General features: G+C 57.9%; 16 protein-coding genes. 5 read left to right on the plus strand and 11 right to left on the minus strand.

What is annotated here, in order from left to right:
- The first annotated feature begins 326 nt into the window (after nt 1-326).
- Together KDX30_RS14765 and KDX30_RS14770 are read left to right on the plus strand one after the other, a co-directional pair.
- Entirely contained in the window at nt 327-1,634 is a 1,308-nt protein-coding gene (locus KDX30_RS14765; RefSeq protein ID WP_122709104.1) for an LLM class flavin-dependent oxidoreductase, read from the plus strand.
- Between the two features lie 393 nt (nt 1,635-2,027).
- The gene (locus KDX30_RS14770; RefSeq protein WP_231676648.1) at nt 2,028-2,978 is read left to right on the plus strand and encodes a D-isomer specific 2-hydroxyacid dehydrogenase family protein; all 951 of its coding nucleotides are present in this window, start codon (nt 2,028-2,030) and stop codon (nt 2,976-2,978) included.
- A gap of 143 nt (nt 2,979-3,121) precedes the next feature.
- On the opposite strand, the gene KDX30_RS14775 is transcribed toward KDX30_RS14770, so the two are convergent.
- Nucleotides 3,122-3,808 carry a peroxiredoxin-like family protein gene (locus KDX30_RS14775; RefSeq protein WP_231676651.1) on the minus strand — a complete coding sequence of 229 codons (687 nt, stop codon included), beginning with the start codon at nt 3,806-3,808 and terminating at the stop codon, nt 3,122-3,124.
- 213 nt (nt 3,809-4,021) lie between these two features.
- On the minus strand, nt 4,022-4,918 hold the full coding sequence (locus KDX30_RS14780; protein ID WP_231676667.1) for a TauD/TfdA dioxygenase family protein: 897 nt from the start codon (nt 4,916-4,918) through the stop codon (nt 4,022-4,024).
- A gap of 304 nt (nt 4,919-5,222) precedes the next feature.
- Here KDX30_RS14780 and KDX30_RS14785 point away from each other — a divergent pair, with 304 nt between their 5' ends.
- From KDX30_RS14785 to KDX30_RS14795, 3 genes are all read left to right on the plus strand, one after another.
- Nucleotides 5,223-6,032 (plus strand): class II aldolase/adducin family protein, encoded by an 810-nt coding sequence (locus tag KDX30_RS14785; protein ID WP_122394762.1) that lies wholly within the window; start codon nt 5,223-5,225, stop codon nt 6,030-6,032.
- A gap of 213 nt (nt 6,033-6,245) precedes the next feature.
- Nucleotides 6,246-7,106, plus strand: a complete 861-nt coding sequence (locus tag KDX30_RS14790) for an ABC transporter permease (protein WP_099271072.1) — start codon at nt 6,246-6,248, stop codon at nt 7,104-7,106.
- A gap of 2 nt (nt 7,107-7,108) precedes the next feature.
- A complete protein-coding gene (locus KDX30_RS14795; protein WP_231676670.1) occupies nt 7,109-7,924 on the plus strand; it encodes an ABC transporter ATP-binding protein in 816 nt (271 codons plus the stop codon).
- Between the two features lie 202 nt (nt 7,925-8,126).
- On the opposite strand, the gene KDX30_RS14800 is transcribed toward KDX30_RS14795, so the two are convergent.
- The 9 genes from KDX30_RS14800 to tauB form a co-directional block, all read right to left on the minus strand.
- Nucleotides 8,127-8,840, minus strand: coding sequence for an ABC transporter ATP-binding protein (locus KDX30_RS14800; protein WP_231676673.1), 714 nt, complete (start codon nt 8,838-8,840; stop codon nt 8,127-8,129).
- A gap of 2 nt (nt 8,841-8,842) precedes the next feature.
- Nucleotides 8,843-9,676 (minus strand): ABC transporter permease, encoded by an 834-nt coding sequence (locus tag KDX30_RS14805; protein ID WP_231676690.1) that lies wholly within the window; start codon nt 9,674-9,676, stop codon nt 8,843-8,845.
- Between the two features lie 158 nt (nt 9,677-9,834).
- Nucleotides 9,835-10,758: an aliphatic sulfonate ABC transporter substrate-binding protein gene (locus tag KDX30_RS14810; protein ID WP_231676746.1), complete on the minus strand. Its 924-nt coding sequence runs from the start codon at nt 10,756-10,758 to the stop codon at nt 9,835-9,837.
- 543 nt (nt 10,759-11,301) lie between these two features.
- Nucleotides 11,302-12,270 carry an aliphatic sulfonate ABC transporter substrate-binding protein gene (locus KDX30_RS14815; protein WP_231676692.1) on the minus strand — a complete coding sequence of 323 codons (969 nt, stop codon included), beginning with the start codon at nt 12,268-12,270 and terminating at the stop codon, nt 11,302-11,304.
- Between the two features lie 78 nt (nt 12,271-12,348).
- Nucleotides 12,349-13,437, minus strand: a complete 1,089-nt coding sequence (locus KDX30_RS14820; RefSeq protein WP_027900639.1) for an LLM class flavin-dependent oxidoreductase — start codon at nt 13,435-13,437, stop codon at nt 12,349-12,351.
- Between the two features lie 186 nt (nt 13,438-13,623).
- Nucleotides 13,624-14,841 carry an alpha-hydroxy acid oxidase gene (locus tag KDX30_RS14825; RefSeq protein ID WP_231676695.1) on the minus strand — a complete coding sequence of 406 codons (1,218 nt, stop codon included), beginning with the start codon at nt 14,839-14,841 and terminating at the stop codon, nt 13,624-13,626.
- Nucleotides 14,842-15,422: 581 nt separating this feature from the next.
- A complete protein-coding gene (gene tauD, locus KDX30_RS14830) occupies nt 15,423-16,262 on the minus strand; it encodes a taurine dioxygenase (RefSeq protein WP_231676698.1) in 840 nt (279 codons plus the stop codon).
- 323 nt (nt 16,263-16,585) lie between these two features.
- A complete protein-coding gene (tauC, locus tag KDX30_RS14835) occupies nt 16,586-17,422 on the minus strand; it encodes a taurine ABC transporter permease TauC (protein ID WP_122708848.1) in 837 nt (278 codons plus the stop codon).
- Nucleotides 17,419-18,210: a taurine ABC transporter ATP-binding subunit gene (gene tauB / locus KDX30_RS14840; RefSeq protein ID WP_027900642.1), complete on the minus strand. Its 792-nt coding sequence runs from the start codon at nt 18,208-18,210 to the stop codon at nt 17,419-17,421. Before tauB ends, tauC begins: the two co-directional genes overlap by 4 nt.
- Nucleotides 18,211-18,224 lie beyond the last annotated feature (14 nt).

Genomic DNA, 18,224 nt, shown 5'->3' on the forward strand with positions numbered 1-18,224 from the left:
GCCACTGTTTTTTTCAGAGCAGTGGCCTCTCGCGAACACGTCCCCACAGAGACCGCGCTATTCCGTATGACCAGCTCTAGCCGGGAGGACGTCGCATTGTAATGCGGCGGCAGAAGCTGATGGCGGCCCGTGGCAACAAAACGTGGACAGCCAGGATCATTTATTTTTATTATAAAAATAGTTAGATATCTTATTTTCTTATATCAATTAGTTCTATGGTTACAACCGTTTCCATATCCCGATTTTTTATCCATTACTTCACCGGGACCCATCGAGTGCCAACCCGACACATGATGGTTTCCATTCATCCGTTATCGAGTTGACCCATGAGCAAGCTTGATCGACATATGCGCCTGGGCCTGTTCATTCAGGCCGCAGGTCATCATTCTGCGGGCTGGCGTTACCCTGGCGCCCAGGCAGGCAGCGAGAACTTCCCGTTGATCCGCCAACTGACCCTGGCTGCCGAACGAGCCAAATTCGACATGGTGTTCTTCGGCGACAAACTGGTCACCAATGGCAAGGAACATCCATCGATGATCGTGCGCCTTGAGCCGGTGGCACTGCTCGGCGCACTGGCTTCCATCACCGAAAAAATCGGTTTGGCCGCCACGGCATCTACTACCTACAGCGAGCCGTACACCATCGCCCGACAGTTCGCCACGCTTGATCATTTGTCCGCAGGGCGGGCTGCCTGGAACGTAGTCACAACTGGTTATGACAGCGCCGCCAACTTCACCCGCGCCACCCATCCTGACCACGCTCAGCGCTACGCGGTCGCCGAAGAGTTTGTCGATGTGGTGCGTGGTCTGTGGGACAGCTGGGAAGATGATGCCTATGTACAAGACCCGGATACCGGCGTCTTTCTCGACCCGGCCAAGCTGCATGGGCTGGATCATAAAGGCGAGTTTTTCTCTATCGCCGGACCGTTGAACGTCACCCGTGGGCCGCAAGGTCATCCGGTATTGATTCAGGCCGGATCGTCGGGGCCGGGCATGGCATTGGCCGCGCGAATCGGCGAAGTGGTGTTCACCGCTCAGCAGGGCCTGGCCGAGGCCCAGGAATTTTATCGTGACCTCAAAGGCCAGGTCGTCGCTCAGGGCCGCAAACCGGAACATTGTCTGGTGATGCCGGGCGTTATGCCGATCCTTGGCGCAACGGCCGCCGAGGCGCAGGCGCGCTTTGATCAACTGCAAAGCTGGACCGATCAGGAAGCAGCGTTGTTGATGGTCGCCGACCGTCTTGGCCACGATTTGTCCGGGTTCGATCTGGATCAGCCGCTGCCGGACTTGCCACTGCCGCAAAACATGAAAAGCCGTGCTCAGTTATTGCTGGACCTGTCCCATCGGGACGGGCTGACCCTGAGGCAGATCTGCAACCTGGCGGCAGGTGCCCGCGGCCACAAAATCATCGTCGGCACGCCACAAACCGTGGCCGATGAATTGATCGCCTGGTTTGAGGGGGAGGCTGCTGACGGCTTTAACCTTATGCCGGCTTACTTCCCTGAAGGCCTGAATCATTTCATCGACGGCGTGCTGCCGATCCTGCGCAAGCACAAGCTGTTCCGCGAGGAATACAGCGGCGCAACGTTGCGCGAACACCTTGGCTTGCCCATTCCGGCCAATCGGCACGGGTAGCTTTCGAGGTCGAGTCTGATTCTGTAGGAGTCCGCGAGCTCTCATCAGATATGAAATAACTATCCGGCATGGGATGGTTTTCAGCTGTAGGAGCGCGCTTGCCCGCGATTGCATCGCGTCAGGCAACACATTTTTCGCTGACGCATCGCATCGCGAGCAAGCTCACTCCTGCACAGTCTGTACAGGACCGGGTTCATCTCGGAACATGCATATTCATGCCATATGCTGATATAAAAAAATAAATTAATAATAAATAATAATATTAGGTTAGATCGCATTGGCATTTCACAGGCCTGTGTTCAACGCTTATGTTCATGCTCAATCCGGCCTCATGGCCGTTAACCATGAACGGGTGGCCTTGCGCGCCACCCGCGTTCTAGCCACGAGGTTTTCATGACACAGACTGTAATTGCCACTCAGCATGACGAAGAGGTCAACGAGCTGCTGCGTCAGCGTTTGCCTGAGTACTCATTTGTGCCGGTTGGCACCGGTGCGCCGAGCTCTATTCCCGCCGAGGCGACTATTTTGCTGGCACGCCCGGTGTTCCGCGCGGGCAGTGGTGAGAAGCCGCCACGTCCAGAGGGCTGGCCGTTCAACCTGCAATGGATTCACCTGTCTTCTTCCGGCATTGATACCTACCCGGAATGGCTGTTTGAAGTGCCGCAGGTCACGTCGGCCCGTGGCACGTCTGCGGTGGCCGTAGCGGAGTTTGCGTTGGCGGCGATTCTTGCCAGTGCCAAGCGCTTTCCCGAGGTCTGGATCTCCGAAGCATCGCAGTGGCAGCGGCATTCTCTACAACTGGTCAGTGGCAGCGTGTTGGGAATTGTTGGCTTTGGCGCGATAGGCAGTGCGTTGGCGATTCGCGCACAAGCGTTGGGCGTGAAGGTGATCGCGACCAATCATTCAGGCAAGCCGTTTTATGTGCCGGGCGTTGAGCGTGCGAAGACTCTGCAGGCATTGTTTGCGGAGTCTGATCATGTGGTCGTCGCGGCCCCTGCTACGGAGGAGACGCGGCATCTGGTCAACGCCGAGTTGTTGAGTCACGCCAAGCCAGGTCTGCACCTGATCAACATCGCACGGGGCAGTCTGGTCGATGAGGAGGCATTGGTGGCTGCGCTGGATGCCGGGCAGTTGAGTCGGGCAACGCTGGATGTCGCCCAGAAGGAGCCATCTCCCGCCGACCATCCGTTCTACAGCCACCCGAAAATCCGCCTGTCGCCACACGTTTCCCCGGCTACCGGCGACCTGTGGGGTAATGTTGTCGACCAGTTCGTGAGCAACCTGCTGCGTTTCCACAAGGGCGACCCACTGGCTGAACGGGTGGATTTCAAGCGGGGGTATTGAGGCAAGCACGGTCCCTGTAGGAGCTCACCAAGGTTACGAGGCCAGCGATAACGGAGTGTCAGACAAACCGCCATCGCTGGCCTCGTAACCTCGGTGAGCTCCTACAGGGCCAGCGTTTTCTACAAACAGAATCGCATTCAATTTCAAACCGCGATCTGTACCTCGCGTTCACCCAGGGCTTCGCTGACCGCTTGTACGATTACTTCAGTCTCGGTGCGCACCAGCCAGTCCGGGCTGACTTCAGCAAAGATCACTTCGCCGTGCTGACCGATCACCACCACTGCCGGTTGCGGCAACTCCCAGGTGCCGGTGCCCGTGACTTCGCCAATACCGCCGCCACCCTTGCTCAATGCCGCCTTGCGCGACGCTTCGTCGAAGCTGTAGAGAATGCCCAGCTGCCGCGCCAGGGTATTGTCCTTGTCGGTGGCTACCTGAAACTGCAATTCATGACGCTGTGTGATCTCGATCAGCCGTTCCGGTACTTGCGGGCTGACGACTACCAACGGCACACCCAATGCCTGCAGTTTCGGGAACAACTGGCGCTGGTAGTAAGGCAGGGCAATGTTGCACGCCGGGCAGCCCGCGAAACGGAAGAAAATCAACACTGCGGGGCCATAGGCCGTGAGTTTTTCACGCGTCAGCGTACCGCCTTCGACGTTGAGCAACTGGAAGTCCGGGATCGGATCGCCGCGCTGCACAAAGCGCGCATGTTGCGCGGCATCCACCAGGGTCTGGCGCTGGTTGATATTGACCTGCAAGGCTTCCGGTGCCCAGTTGGCCAGGCGTTCGGCATGCAGGTCTGCCAACAGTTGATTCAGTGATTCGCTCATGGGTGAAGCTCCTGATGTCAGTTTACTGGGGAAGGGGTTTGCTTTTATGCATGACAGCGGCTTCCTTGGGGCACGCAGACGTTGCTTGCGCGCACTTCTGTGGAAGCATGGCTTGCCAGCGATAAGTTCACCGCGGTCTGAAGTGAACCTCGTCCAGCCTTATCGCCGGCAAGCCGCGCTCCCACGGGGAGTCACTTGGCTTGAATGTTTGGTTCATGCGTTGGCCGGACGCCGCACGCGATGCGGAATATCATCGTCGGCGATCAGTACGCGTTCCATGCGTCGCGGGTAGTCGCCGTAGTTGTAGACCGGGTAGTGCAGGGTGGAGCGGTTGTCCCAGAAGGCGATGGAGTGCTCGCGCCATTTGAAGCGCACGTGGTGTTCCGGCTTGTTGAATGCCTGAAGCAGGCGTTCGATCAGTCGCTTGCTGCGCTCAGGTTCCCAGCCGATCACTGAAGGGTTTTGCGAGAAATTGATGAACAGGCTGTCTTCGCCGGTTTCCGGATGGGTACGCACCAGTGGATGCGCCAGGATCGGGTAGTCGTAGCCCACTGCATCCAGGGATTTTTTGAAGTCGTGGACCACAAACAGCGTGTCGATTTCTTCGCGCAGTTGATCCGGCAATGCCCGATACACCGCACCGGCGTCGGCCCAGACGGTATCGCCACCGACTTCCGGCAAGTCCACCGCCCGCAGTACCGCGCCAAACGTAGGCTTCAGTAACCAACTGGTGTCGGTGTGCCAACGTCCCGTGGTTTTCGGACCGTACAGCTCTCGTGCCTCTTGGGCCTGAATCAAGTGTGCGTATGGTTTGCTGGTGTCGTTCTTTTGCGTGGTCGGGTGTTCGTACAGCTCGCCGAACTCCTTGGCAAAAGCGATCTGTTGCGCGCTGTCGATGTTCTGGTCGCGGAAGAAAATCACTTTGTGTTCCAGCAACAACGCGCGGATTTCATCGCGTTGTTGGGGCGAGATGGGCCGGGTCAGGTCCACTCCGGCAATCTCTGCACCGATGGTGGGCTCCAGCCTGGTGACTTTCAGGGACCTGACTACTTGCAATGCAGGTTGTTGGCGAGGAGGGGATTGGACCTGCTGCTCAGGAATCTTGGACATGGCGGTGTCACTCTCTTTGTTGTTAAGGATTAACCTCCGCCTGGAGAGGGGTCGGGTAGGAATGCTGTTGTGCAGCTCGAGATATAAGCATAATGATTATTTTTAATATGCTATTTATTTATTATTAACATAGAACAAAAATGCATTAATTGATTTTAGAGGTGCAACAGGTTGCCGGTTTCAAGATCAGTAAATTTAATAATTAGCTTAGATTAAAATGTGCTTTTTAAATGGTTTCTTATGCGTTTAGGCTGCTCCCACATGTACCGCATCTGTCGGTCCCGCATTTTTATGGAGCAGCCCCATGAGCAATGTCAGTCCCTTGCCTCTACAGTCCCAACAGTCCGGTTCCGGCAGCGTCCGCGAGCGTGTATCGCCAGAAGAGTGGGAGGTACGGGTCAAGCTGGCGGCGGCTTATCGTCTGGCGGCGCAGAAACGCTGGACCGACCACATCTACACGCACTTTTCGGCGCGCGTGCCAGGCAAGGAAGAGCACTTCCTGATCAACGCTTTCGGCTTGCTGTTCGATGAAATCAGCGCGTCTAATCTGGTCAAGGTCGATCTCGACGGGACCATCGTCGACGATCCGACCGGCCTGGGCATCAACTACGCAGGTTATGTCATTCATAGCGCTATCCATGCTGCGCGCCACGATCTGGTGGCGGTGCTGCACACCCATACCCGCGATGGCATCGCTGTTTCAGCGCAAAAAGGCGGTTTGCTGCCGATCTCTCAACACTCACTGGGCTTTTCAGGGCGCATTGCTTATCACGGTTACGAAGGTGTGGCCCTGGACCTCGACGAGCGCGAAAGACTGGTGGCGGATCTGGGCGACAAGAGCGTGATGATCCTGCGTAACCACGGCCTGTTGACCGGCGGTGTCAGCGTTGAGCATGCGTTTCAGCAACTGCATCGTCTCGAGTACGCCTGCAATATTCAGGTGGCGGCGCAATCGGCGGGCAATGACGAGCTGATCTATCCACCGGCTGAAGTCGTGGCCCGGGTTGAAGAGCAGGCCAAGGTTTTCGCAGATGGCCATGGCCCAGGCGTTGCCCGTCACTGGAATGCACTGATTCGTGAACTGGAGCGGACTGATACTTCTTATAAAGAGTGAGTTTCTGTTGCCGGTAGCCCCGGTCTCCATGGCACGACGCTACCTCGCGGCAAGCATTGGATTTGTAGGAGCTGCCGAAGGCTGCGATGGCGGTTTGTTTGGATGATCGTTTCGCAGCCTTCGGCAGCTCCTAAAGAAAATGCATTTCAATTCAATAATGTGCACTTTTTGATAGGTCCCGTTTGATAAGTCTCACGTCTCAGGAAGAAACCCATGTCCGAAAAAGCCCTTGATTCACAACATTCGGAAGGCGGTTTTCTGATCGTCGACAAGGCCCCGTCCGTCGCGACTTCAGCACGTCGGGAGCGCTGGAAAGCCCCCGATTTTGCTGTACGTCTGCTGAGCCCCATTGCCTTGCTGTTGATTTGGGAGTTGGCTTCACAACTCGGCCTGCTGCCCAGCCGGGTAATTGCCGCGCCGTCGCAAATCGGCGGGACGTTGTGGGCGATGATCGAGTCCGGTGAGTTGGGTACTCACTTGTGGGTGTCTCTGCAACGGGCGCTGCTGGGGCTGAGTATTGGTGTGATCATCGGGGTGGTGGCCGCTTTGATTACCGGCCTGTCGAAGAAAGGCGAGGTGATCCTCGACTCGCCCCTGCAGATGCTGCGCACCATTCCTTCGCTGGCGTTGGTGCCGTTGTTCATCCTCTGGTTCGGCATCGGCGAGTTCACCAAGATTGCGCTGATCGTCACCGGCACCACGTTTCCGGTTTACCTCAACCTGTACTCCGGTATTCGCAACATCGACCCCAAGCTGATTGAAGCGGCCAACACCCTGGGCCTCAATCGTCGCCAGTTGATCTGGCACGTGATCCTACCCGGTTCGTTGCCATCGTTTTTCGTCGGCCTGCGTTACTCGCTGGGGATTTCCTGGCTGGCGCTGGTGTTCGTCGAACAGATCAACACTACTGCCGGTATCGGCTATCTGGCCAGTGATGCCAGGGACTTCATGCGTACCGACGTGATCGTTATTTGCCTGTTGATCTACAGCATTCTCGGGCTGGTCATCGACGCAATCATTCGCACGCTGGAGCGCTATGCGCTGGCCTGGCGTCCTACTTTCGCAAGGAATTGACCATGGCTGCTCTGGATGTTTTGCATTCCCATCAAACCCCTTTACCGGCGAAAGAGCCTGCGCCGGTACAACTGCGTAATGTGGTCCGTCAGTTCGGTCAGCAGAAGGTGATCGACGAGCTGAATCTGGACATCGCGCCGGGTGAGTTCGTCGCGTTGCTGGGGGCCAGTGGCTCGGGCAAAACTACCTTGTTACGGGCGCTGGCCGGGCTGGACTCCATCGACAGCGGTCAATTGCGGGTTCCCTTGGCACGGGCGGCGGTGTTTCAGGAGCCACGGTTGATGCCGTGGAAAAACGCCTGGAAAAACGTCGTGCTCGGTCTGGATATCAAAAATCCACATGCCCGAGCCCTCGAGGCGCTGAATGAGGTGGGGCTGGCCCATCGGATCAATGCTTATCCGGCGACCCTATCAGGTGGTGAAGCTCAGCGGGTTGCACTGGCCCGGGGGCTGGTGCGCGAGCCCAGGTTGCTGTTGCTCGATGAACCGTTCGCCGCGCTGGATGCGCTGACCCGGATCCGCATGCATCAACTGATCATTGAGCTATGGCGCAAACACACCCCGGCGGTGTTATTGGTGACCCACGATGTGGACGAAGCCATCCTGCTGGCGGACCGGGTTATCGTGCTGGAGCAGGGCAAGATCGCTGATGAAGTGCGTATTGATCTGCCACGCCAGCGCAGCACCGGGCAGACGGGGTTTCAGGCGATTCGCACGCGATTGCTGGGCTTGCTGGGCGTCGATAGCGCGGCGGTTCATGACGCGGTAGAAGCGCCCGCGGTGCAGGATAATCTGCGCCGGTTTGCGAATGTCCGGTGAGCCTTTCAAGGCTGGATTTGTGAATGAAAACCCTTTGTATGTGGGCTATTTTTGACTGCAAACACAAATCCTGTGTGCGAATTCATTCGCGAAGGGGCCGGTAAATCCACAGCCTTTGTATCGTCTGAAATACCGCCTTCCCGAATGAATTCGGTCCCACAGTTTTTGCACAGGCTTGCAACAGGGTGGTGTTAGCTCAATCTCAAATCACATGCGCCTGCTGCAACTCTGTCAGCGAAAGCGCTTTGAGGTTCGCCAACACGGCATCCCGCCGATCCCTCGGGTGCGCCAGTTCCACGGCCAGCTCCTGACGAATATTGCCCGGCCGGTTGCCCATCACCAGAACCCGATCACTCAGGTACAGCGCTTCATCCACGTCATGGGTCACCAGCAACAGGGCGATGGCGTGCCGTTGGGCGAGCTGCAGCAGCAAATCCTGCAGCTTCATCCGGGTAAAAGCGTCCACCGCGCTGAACGGCTCGTCCAGCAGCAGGACTTTGGGATGCGAGTACAGCCCGCGTGCAATGGCCACGCGTTGCGCCATGCCACCGGACAGGGCCTTGGGCAGTGCATCGGCAAACCCGGTCAATCCAACTTCCTCGATCAACCGGGTGACCCAGGCCTTGTCGTAATGCTTGTCGTCGCTGAAACCGATGTTCTGCTCCACCGTCAGCCACGGCATCAGGCGCGGTTCCTGGAACACAAACGCCACTTCGTCGGCGGTGCGGTTCAACTCGCCTTGATAGTCTTTTTCCAGCCCGGCGACGATTCGTAGAAGCGTGCTCTTGCCGCAGCCACTGGGTCCCAGCAAGCTGATGACTTCACGGTCGTGTAGTTTTACATGCACGTTGTGCAGCACGGTGATGCTGCCGAACGACTTGCGGTGCACGTTGATATCCAACAGGACTTCGCTCATCTCTATTCTCCTGTGCCCTGGCCACTGAACGTGTCGCGCCAGGCCAGAAAGCGCTTTTCCAGACCGGCCAGAATGCCGTCGCTGATCTTGCCGAGCACCGCCAATACGATGATGGCTGCCAGCACGATGTCAGGCCGCGAGGTTTCCCGGCCGTCGCTGAGCAGGTAGCCGAGCCCTTTGGTGGCCGCGATCAACTCTGCCGCGACGAGAAACATCCATGCCAGGCTCATACCGCTGCGCAAGCCGGTGAACAGGCCGGGCAGGGCGGCGGGTAACAGAATGCGGCGGGTCAGCCGACCCCGACTGAAGCCATACATCTGGCCGACTTCCACCAGTTTGCGGTCGATATTACGAATCGCCGCCACGCCGTTGAGGTACACAGGAAAGAACGCGCCGATTGCGATCAGGACAATTTTCGAGGTTTCGTCGATGCCCAGCCATAACAGCAGCAGCGGCACCCAGGCCAGGCTGGGGATCGAGCGTAGACCTGCGAACGTGGGTTCCAGATAGGCTTCGGCTTCACGGCTCAGGCCGACCCAGGCAGCGAAAATCAATGCCAGGCTGGTGCCGATGGCGAAGCCGATCAACACCCGCAACAGGCTGGCGCTGATGTGTTTCCACAATGGTCCGTCAGCGAGGTCGCCAAGGGTCAAAGCGATCTCGCTGGGTGCCGGCATCTGATAAGGGGGCAGCCAGCCGATGCGCACGATGATCTCCAGAAATACGATGATCAGTAGCGGAAGCACCAGGCCCTTGCTACGCCGCTTCCATGCAGCGCCGGAGGACGGAGTGGGCAGCGCGAGCGGCGCTGGCAGGTCTTTGCTTTTGCTGTTCATGGGGGTTCTCTAGCTAAACATAACCATCTGAACTGGAATGCATTCCCCCTGTGGGAGCTGGGCTTGCCCGCGATAAGGCTGGACGCGATTTACTTTAGATCATGTCTATCCTTATCGCGGGCAAGCCCGGCTCCCACAGGGACTGTGTTCGCTGGACCTTACTTACTCGCCGTCAAGGTCTTGCTGAAGGCAGGATCGATCAGTTGATCAATAACCTGGTCAACATTGACGCCACGGCGAACCAGTTCTTCTGATACCAGAATCGGCGCTGCGCCCTTGGACGAGGCGACATCCTTGCCACTCAATTGCGGAGTGCTCAGGTCGGTGCGGGTCAATTGCAGCTTGGCAACGTCCAGCGGCAGGCCGGACTCCTTGGCCAGTAACTCAGCCAGTTCATCCGGGTGCTTGACCGACCATTCGCGGGCTTTTTCGTAGGCGCTCAGCACGGTGTCGATGGTCTGCGGATGTTCCTTCGCAAACTTCTCGGTGACGCTCAGCACGCCATAGCTGTTGAAGTCCTTGTTGCGGTACAGCAGGCGCGAACCGGCCTGGACTTCGCTGGCAGCCATGTGTGGATCAAGACCGGCCCACGCGTCCACATCACCTTTTTCCAGCGCGGTGCGGCCATCCGGATGCTGCAAGTGCACCAACTCCACGTCGTCTTTTTTCAGACCCGCCTGCTGCAGGGCGCGCAAGGTGAACAGGTACGGATCGGTGCCTTTGGTGGCGGCGATTTTCTTGCCTTTCAGATCGGCGATGGTCTTGTACGGCGAATCCTTGCGTACCAGCAATGCGGTCCATTCGGCGCGGCTGTAGACATAAACTGACTTGATCGGGCTGCCGTTGGCGCGGCTGAGCACGGCGGCCAGACTGGCCGAGGACGCGAAGTCGACGCCACCGCTGTTCAGGTATTCCAGCGAGCGGTTACTGCCCTGGCTCAACACCCAGCCCACTTTGCTGTCAGGCAGGGCTTTTTCCAGCCAGCCGAAATGCTTGAGCACCAGGCTCACTGGCGAGTAATAGGCGTAATCCAGCTTCACTTCCGCCGGAGCGGTTTCTGCTGCGAAGGCTAAGGGATTCATGCCCAGAGCCAGCACACCGGCGCCGATCAACAGCTTCACGCGAGTAAAGGAAAACAGGGTTTTAGCGTTCATTTGGAACAGCTCCAGGCAAGGCGATGGCAGAGTTTTTTCTTATTCACAAAAATGGCAGTCGGCTGGTTGGCTTCCTGCTTAAAAGGAATATTGCAGGCTCTGTGCCAAAGGGGCGGGAGTTGAAATACGGGGGCTGGGAAGGGGCGCAGCACGGGTTTGCTGTCGGTGGAGGAACATTCTGTTGAGCGACTGTTGCTGGGGCAACATTTTGCGGTGGTGAAGGGCGATGACCATTTTTGGCTGTCATGCATTTTCTGCAGGGGCTGCTGCGTCCATGGCACTGCGCTGTTTTGCAGCAAACAGGGCCTGTAGGAGCGCGCTTGCCCGCGATAGCTTTACCACATTCGATACATTATTGGCCGTGGTGACGCTATCGCGGGCAAGCGCTCCTACAGATAAAAAGCATTCCAAATCAGATGGTTGAGTATTATTTGACAGGAGTTGCGGAAGGTCTGGTGGTGTGTCGGGTAATTAAGGCTTCCAGATCTCCACATCCTTGGCATCCACTGCTTTTGGCAGCAAGCCTGCTGCAAAGAACGCGTCGGCGATTTTCTGTTGTTCGCCCAGTTGGTCTGCCTTCACCGGGCGCACTTCATACGTGCGGTGGCTGTTGGCGATTTCTACCGTGGCCGGATCAAGGTTGCCCCACAGCGGGCCGAGCAGGGCAGCGGCTTCTTTCGGATTGCCTTTGACCCAGTGACCGGCTTTCTGCAGTTGATCGAACACCAGCTTGAGCACCTCCGGATGGGCCTTTGCGTACGGCGTACTGGTCAGGTAGTAGCGCTTGTAACTGGCCAGGCCGGTGCCGTCCGCCAGGGTGCGGGTGGGCAACTGGCGCTGCACGCTGGTCAGGAAGGGTTCCCAGGTCACCCAGGCATCAACCTTGTTGTTTTCGAACGCGGCACGGCCATCTGCAGGCGTCAGGTAAGCAGGCTGGATATCGGAGAACTTCAAGCCGCCTTTGGTCAGTGCTGCGATCAACAAATAGTGAGTACCGGCAGCTTTTGTTACAGCGACTTTCTTGCCTTTCAGGTCGGCCAGTTCCTTGATGGGCGAACCCTTGGGCACCACGATCGCCTGGGCGGAGGGCGATGGCGTCTCTTCGGCGAAGTAGGTCAGTCGGGCCTGAGCTGCCTGAGCAAAGATCGGCACGGTATCGGCGACATCGGCGCTGATATCGACGTTGCCGATGTTCAACGATTCCAGTAACGGCAAACCGCTGGGGAATTCATGCCAGCTGACATCGATGTTTGCATCGTTCAGGGCCTTTTCCAGCGTGCCCTGGGTTTTCAATACGGTGATCAGCGTCGAGGACTTCTGATAACCGATGCGCACGGTTTCCCGGGCTTGGGCTGGCAGCATTAGCGTCCATGCGGCAGCAATGGCCAGGCCCGCAAGCAGTGGGCGACGCAGGCGAATGTTCAATAGCGGTTTCGACATGGCACTCTCGAAGACAGATAAGTATTTGCAGACGAAGAAGAGGGCGCTATTGCGCCCTCTGGAAGTTTTGCAGCGTCATCAGGCGACTTTCTCCTGAGCCTCCCGCTCGCGCTTGGCGACCAGCTCGCGAGTCAGCGGAATGAGTTTCCTGCCGTAGTCGATGGCGTCGTCCAGTGGGTCGAAACCGCGAATCAGGAAGGTGGTGATGCCCAGGTCGTAGTAATCCAGCAATGCCTCTGCGACCTGCTCTGGCGTGCCGACCAGTGACGTCGAGTTGCCCTGCGCGCCCAGTAACCCGGCGATGCCTGTCCACAAGCGTTTGTCCAGGCGCGAACCTTGCGCCGCTGCCGCCAGCAGGCGACGCGAACCTTCGTTCGGCGGCTCGCGACGCACAAAACCATTACCTTCTGCGATGGCTTTGGCGCGCTCTAGAATGCTGTCGGCACGGGCCCAGGCTTTCTCTTCGGTTTCCGCCAGGATAGGGCGAAGGGACAGGCTGAATCGCACGGTCCGGCCATGTTTCGCCGCTTCGGCGCGGACTTCCTTGACGACCGCGCGGACCTGCTCGTAAGTCTCGCCCCACAGTGCATAGACATCAGCGTGCTTGCCTGCCACGGCGATGGCCGCAGGCGAAGAGCCGCCGAAATACACCGGGATGTGCGGCTGTTGCGGGGACTTCACTAGCGAGTGCGCGCCTTCAAACTGGTAGTACTCGCCTTTGTGGTCGAACGGCTTTTCGCTGGTCCATTCCTGACGCACGATGCCCAGGTATTCATCGGTGCGGGCATAGCGCTGGTCTTTGCCGATGTGGCTGCCGTCGGCGCGCAGTTCCTTGTCGTCGCCACCGGTGATGATGTGAATCGCCGTGCGCCCGCCGTTGAACACGTCGAGCGTTGCAAACTGACGCGCTGCGACGGTTGGCGAGATGAAGCCAGGCCGGTGGGCGATCAGAAATTTGAGTTTTGTCGTGACGCTGGATGCGTGGGCGGCAACGAAGGCGCTGTCCGGGCTGTTGGAGTGGTAAGCCACCAGCGCGCGATCAAAACCAGCGTCTTCATGAGCCTTGGCAACTTTCGCCACATACTCGGGCTGGATGGTCGGGCCGCTGCGCGGGTGGATTTCCGAGCCGGGTTGGGTCGCGATGTAGCCGATGAATTCGATGCTCATGAACAGCTCCTTCTTGTATTCTTAACGTATAGAGGGGGGGAAGCTCGGGTTGGGTTATCCCGAAAACTGGATCCGTACCTGCAACATATGGCTATAGAAGTGAGCTGTGAAATTCTATTTTGACCTAAGGTTATTATAAAAATATTGCATGTATTGAGTGCGTCATGATCCGCGTTCAGAATTTTTCTAACGTTGATCAATTGCCGTAAATCCGCACGACTGCCTGCGCATCAGCAAATGCCGGCCGATTTCCGGAATCGAGCAGACCCCGAGCATTGCCATGTCTCGCGATACTTCATCATGGAGCAGCTTGATCGCATGCTCGACACCGGCTTGTCCGGCCACCGATCCTGCGAAGGCAAAGGGCCGGCCGACAAAGACGAAACGCGCACCGAGCGCCAGCGCCTTGATCACATCGGTTCCGCGCCGCACGCCGCTGTCGAGCATTACCGGAATGCCCGGACAGGCTTCGACGATGTCCGGCAGGACTTGCAGGGGAGAAACGGCACCGTCTAACTGACGACCGCCGTGGTTGGAGACAATGATGCCGTCAACACCGCAATCACGGGCTTTAACGGCATCAGCCTGGTGCAGGATGCCCTTGATAACCAGTGTGCCTGTCCACTGCTTGCGGATCAGTTTGAAATGCTCCCAGTTCAAATGACCGCGCGGCGCGAAATCCCGGGCCACATTTGACGAAATAATCGGCACGCCGCGATGGGCATAATTGTTTTCGAAATGCGGCATGCCATGTTTCAGCAGTGTCTTGAATAAGGTGCCGAATAACCATCGAGGGTGGCTGATGCCGTCCCAGGCGAGACGCAGACCCGGTCGCAGTGGCGTCGAGAAACCTGCGCGCAGATTATTCTCGCGATTGGCCGGAGCCGGAACGTCGACCGTGATCACCAGGGTTTTGAATCCGGCTTTTTCCACTCGCGCGATCAATGCCACGATGTTGGCTTCGTCGCCAGGCAGATAAGCCTGGAACCAGGCAAGTGGATTGGCTTTGACAACATCTTCCAGCGGGATCAGCGATGAGCCGCTCATGATCATCGGCAGGTTGGCGGCCGCCGCAGCCTGGGTCAGGATCACGTCGCCGCGGTAGGCGTACAGTGCGCTGATGCCCATGGGCGCAATGCCGAACGGGGCAGCATAGCGGTGGCCGAACAGTTCTGTCGTCAACGTGCGTCGGGAAATGTCAACCAGCGCACGAGGTACGAAACCATAGTCTTGAAACGCCGCCCGGTTCCATTTCAGCGAAACATTGTCTTCAACGGCACCTGCTACATAGCCGAAGATCGGTCGGGGCAAGTGTTTCTTTGCAGCAGCTTCAAAGTCATCCAGACGCAGCAGTTTTTTCAGTGCTTTTTTGGGGCGCGCAGTTGAAGTTGGCAGCATCGACATAGTGTTTATTATCCGGATTACTTGAAAGAGGCGAAATTTTCGTCCTGGCGGGCACCATGGGGTTATTGCCACTCCATGAGATGCATCGGGATGAATAGCCAAGGATTGCGAGCTATCAAATTGAAATGCTTTCCCTGTGGGAGATTCTATGTTTGCCTGCAAGGATTGATCCCGGTGGGAGCGAATTCATTCGCGAATGCGTCATGTCAGGCGACAGAAGTGTTGAATCTGCCGGCCCTTTCCCGAATGAATTCGGTCCCACAGGTTTTGCATAAGCTTGAGATGCTATCAACCTGTTGGAGCGAGGCTTGCCCGCGAAGAACGATAACGCGGTGTGGCCGTGAAACCGCGTCGCCTATATCGCGGGCAAGCCCGGCTCCCACAGGGATTAGCGATCCAACTGAAACGATTATCTGTGGGAGATTCTGTGTTGGCCTGTAAGGGTTGATCCCGGTGGCGAGGCTTGCCCGCGATACAGGAGACGCAGGCAGAAGCCATACCGCGTTATCGTTTATCGTCGGGATGACCCCAGACCAAGACGGCTCCAACAAAAATCCCGGTTGCTGCGCGATGGCTGAGTGTTAGTAAAAAACCGGCACATCACCCAGGATCGTCGCTCGATGCATGACCCGGCGCTGCGGCCGGTAGTCGTCCACCGCGTAATGCTGAGTGACGCGGTTGTCCCAGAAGGCCACGTCATCGGCCTGCCAGCGCCAGCGAATGGTGAACTCCGGGCGGGTCGCGTGGCTGAACAGAAAGGTCAGAATTGCCGCACTTTCTGTTTCACTCAGCTCGTTGATACGCGAGGTGAAACCATCGTTGACGAACAGCGACTTGCGACCACTGACTGGGTGCGTGCGAATTACCGGGTGCGAGATCGGCGGGTACTGACCGCGGGTCTGTTCCCAGCGGGCGATGTCTTCAGGTGTGGTGCCGAAGCGAGCCAGCGGAAACGAGCGGGTGAAATCATGCGTCGCGGTCAGGCCTTCGAGTAGCGTTTTCAGGGGCTGTGACAACGTTTCGTAGGCTGCGATGCCGCTGGCCCACAACGTATCACCACCGTATTCCGGCAGTTGTTTTGCGCTGAGCACTGCACCCATTGCCGGTGTCGGCAGGAACGTCACATCGGTATGCCAGATGGCGTTGTCACGCACATCGGTGACGGCTGTGTCGAGGATCAGTACCTCGGGTTGTTCCGGCACGTTTGGGTAGATCGGATGGATATGCAGATCCCCGAAACGGGCAGCGAATCGCGCCTGTTGTCTGGGTGTCAGTGGCTGATTGCGAAAGAACAGCACCTGATGTTTGAGCAACGCCTGCTCGATGGCATCGCGTTGTTCGTGGGTCAGCTCCTGACTCAGATCAATGCCGCTAATCTGTGCGCCGAGGGCAGGGCTTAGGGGGGATATCTGGATAGGCATGAAAGGTGTCCGGATTTCAGGGGCGAGTAACGGGTTTCAGCTGTAAACAGTTCCTGTGCAGACTGTGTGAAAACTACTACGCTCGGCAATACTGCGTTAAAAACAGGCGAAAAATGCTCATTTAGAACACCTAGACTCCGCTTTTTCGCCTGTTTTTGCCTTGTCTTGCCGTCGCTCGCTACGTTTTCACACAGTCTGTGTGGGACCGGATTCATCCGGGAAAGCGGCATTTCAGACGATACAAGTGTGTCGGATGTATCGGCCCCTTCCCGGATAAATCCGGTCCCACAGGGATTGCGTAAGCCTTTGCTGGAAAGTTTTATTCAATGACTCTGCCCATGCCACGGCACCAGCTTGCGCTGCAGGGCTCGCAAACCCATTTCCATGGCAAAGGCGATCAGGGCGATGACCAGGATTCCCAGTACCACCACATCGGTCACCAGAAATTGCGCCGCTGACTGAACCATGAACCCCAAGCCGCTGGTCGCGGCGATCAGTTCTGCAGCGACCAGGGTTGACCAGCCGACACCCAGCCCGATGCGCACGCCGGTAAGAATTTCCGGCAGGGCGCTGGGCAGGATCACGTGGCGAATCAGCTGCCAGCGAGTGGCACCCAACGATTGCGCAGCACGCAATTTCGTCGGGTCAACGGTGCGCACGCCGGTCGCGGTGGATATGGCGATGGGGGCGAAAATCGCCAGATAGATTAGCAGCACTTTGGAGAACTCACCGATGCCGCACCAGATCACGATCAGCGGCAAATACGCCAGCGGCGGGATGGGGCGATAGAACTCGATCAGCGGGTCGAAAATACCTCGCGCGATGCGGTTGTGCCCGATGGCGATACCCACCGGAATGGCCGTGAGTACGGCGACCAACAGCGCCAGGCCGATGCGCTGCAAACTCGCGGCCAGGTGCTGCCAGAGTGTGGAGTCCATGTAGCCGCTGGTCATCAGCAGCCAGGCTTTTTCCAGCACAGCCGAAGGCGGTGGCAGGAACAGCGGTTCGATCAACTGGGCGGCAGTCACCGCCCACCACGCGGCCAACAGCACCACCAGCGTCAGCACGCTGATTGCGCGGGTACCGAGGCTCCAGCGCACCGGAGTGGCGCCAGGTTTATCGGTTGCAGTCGCGGTGTTCTGCAATTCATAGCTGCTCATGCGTGTTGCTCCCGGGAGACGCCACGCTGGGAAAACACGCTGGCCAGGACATGCTCCCGGGTGTCGATAAACCGTGGGTCAGACTTGATCGAACGGGCCGACTCCCCGGCGGCATAACGTTGTCCGAAATCCAATTGCAGACGTTCGGCGATATGCCCCGGATTCGGTGCCAACAGAATCAGGTCGGTAGCGAGAAAAACCGCTTCTTCAATGTCGTGGGTGATCAGGAACACCGGCTTGGCAGTACGCTGCCAGACTTGCAGCAGCAACTCCTGCATCTGTTCGCGAGTGAACGCATCCAGTGCGCCAAACGGCTCATCCATCAGCAGTACGCGGGGATCAGCCGCCAGCGCTCGGGCCAGACCAACACGCTGCTTCTGACCGCCGGACAGTTGCCAGATCTGGCGCTGATCGAAACCGGCGAGGTCCACCAGTGCGAGCATCTCTCTGGCCTTGGCTTCACGCTGGTCGCGGGGTACGCCGGCCAGTTGCAGGCCGAAGGCGACGTTGGTCAACACGTTCTGCCAAGGCAGTAATGCATCGTCCTGAAACACCACGCCGCGCTCGGCGCTGGGGCCGTTTACCGTGACCCCGTCGAGGCTGATGTTGCCAGCACTGGGCGGCACGAAACCGGCAATCAGATTCAGCAGGGAGGTTTTGCCACTCCCCGATGGACCCAACGCCACCAGCAATTGCTGCGGGCCGAGGCTGAGGGAAATATCCGCCAGCACCGGCTCGGTCGCGCCGGGGTACTGTGCGCTGATGCGCTCCAGTTTGAGCAACGCCATGGGTTGGACTCCGC

The sequence above is a fragment of the Pseudomonas quasicaspiana genome, assembly GCF_021147825.1.
Lineage (GTDB): Bacteria > Pseudomonadota > Gammaproteobacteria > Pseudomonadales > Pseudomonadaceae > Aquipseudomonas > Aquipseudomonas quasicaspiana.

Bases quoted from the DNA above. Each gene is read 5' to 3' on its own strand.
- KDX30_RS14765 (WP_122709104.1), top strand. From the start codon at position 327: ATGAGCAAGCTTGATCGACATATGCGCCTGGGCCTGTTCATTCAGGCC.
- KDX30_RS14770 (WP_231676648.1), top strand. From the start codon at position 2,028: ATGACACAGACTGTAATTGCCACTCAGCATGACGAAGAGGTCAACGAG.
- KDX30_RS14775 (WP_231676651.1), bottom strand. From the start codon at position 3,808: ATGAGCGAATCACTGAATCAACTGTTGGCAGACCTGCATGCCGAACGC.
- KDX30_RS14780 (WP_231676667.1), bottom strand. From the start codon at position 4,918: ATGTCCAAGATTCCTGAGCAGCAGGTCCAATCCCCTCCTCGCCAACAA.
- KDX30_RS14785 (WP_122394762.1), top strand. From the start codon at position 5,223: ATGAGCAATGTCAGTCCCTTGCCTCTACAGTCCCAACAGTCCGGTTCC.
- KDX30_RS14790 (WP_099271072.1), top strand. From the start codon at position 6,246: ATGTCCGAAAAAGCCCTTGATTCACAACATTCGGAAGGCGGTTTTCTG.
- KDX30_RS14795 (WP_231676670.1), top strand. From the start codon at position 7,109: ATGGCTGCTCTGGATGTTTTGCATTCCCATCAAACCCCTTTACCGGCG.
- KDX30_RS14800 (WP_231676673.1), bottom strand. From the start codon at position 8,840: ATGAGCGAAGTCCTGTTGGATATCAACGTGCACCGCAAGTCGTTCGGC.
- KDX30_RS14805 (WP_231676690.1), bottom strand. From the start codon at position 9,676: ATGAACAGCAAAAGCAAAGACCTGCCAGCGCCGCTCGCGCTGCCCACT.
- KDX30_RS14810 (WP_231676746.1), bottom strand. From the start codon at position 10,758: ATGAATCCCTTAGCCTTCGCAGCAGAAACCGCTCCGGCGGAAGTGAAG.
- KDX30_RS14815 (WP_231676692.1), bottom strand. From the start codon at position 12,270: ATGTCGAAACCGCTATTGAACATTCGCCTGCGTCGCCCACTGCTTGCG.
- KDX30_RS14820 (WP_027900639.1), bottom strand. From the start codon at position 13,437: ATGAGCATCGAATTCATCGGCTACATCGCGACCCAACCCGGCTCGGAA.
- KDX30_RS14825 (WP_231676695.1), bottom strand. From the start codon at position 14,841: ATGTCGATGCTGCCAACTTCAACTGCGCGCCCCAAAAAAGCACTGAAA.
- tauD (WP_231676698.1), bottom strand. From the start codon at position 16,262: ATGCCTATCCAGATATCCCCCCTAAGCCCTGCCCTCGGCGCACAGATT.
- tauC (WP_122708848.1), bottom strand. From the start codon at position 17,422: ATGAGCAGCTATGAATTGCAGAACACCGCGACTGCAACCGATAAACCT.
- tauB (WP_027900642.1), bottom strand. From the start codon at position 18,210: ATGGCGTTGCTCAAACTGGAGCGCATCAGCGCACAGTACCCCGGCGCG.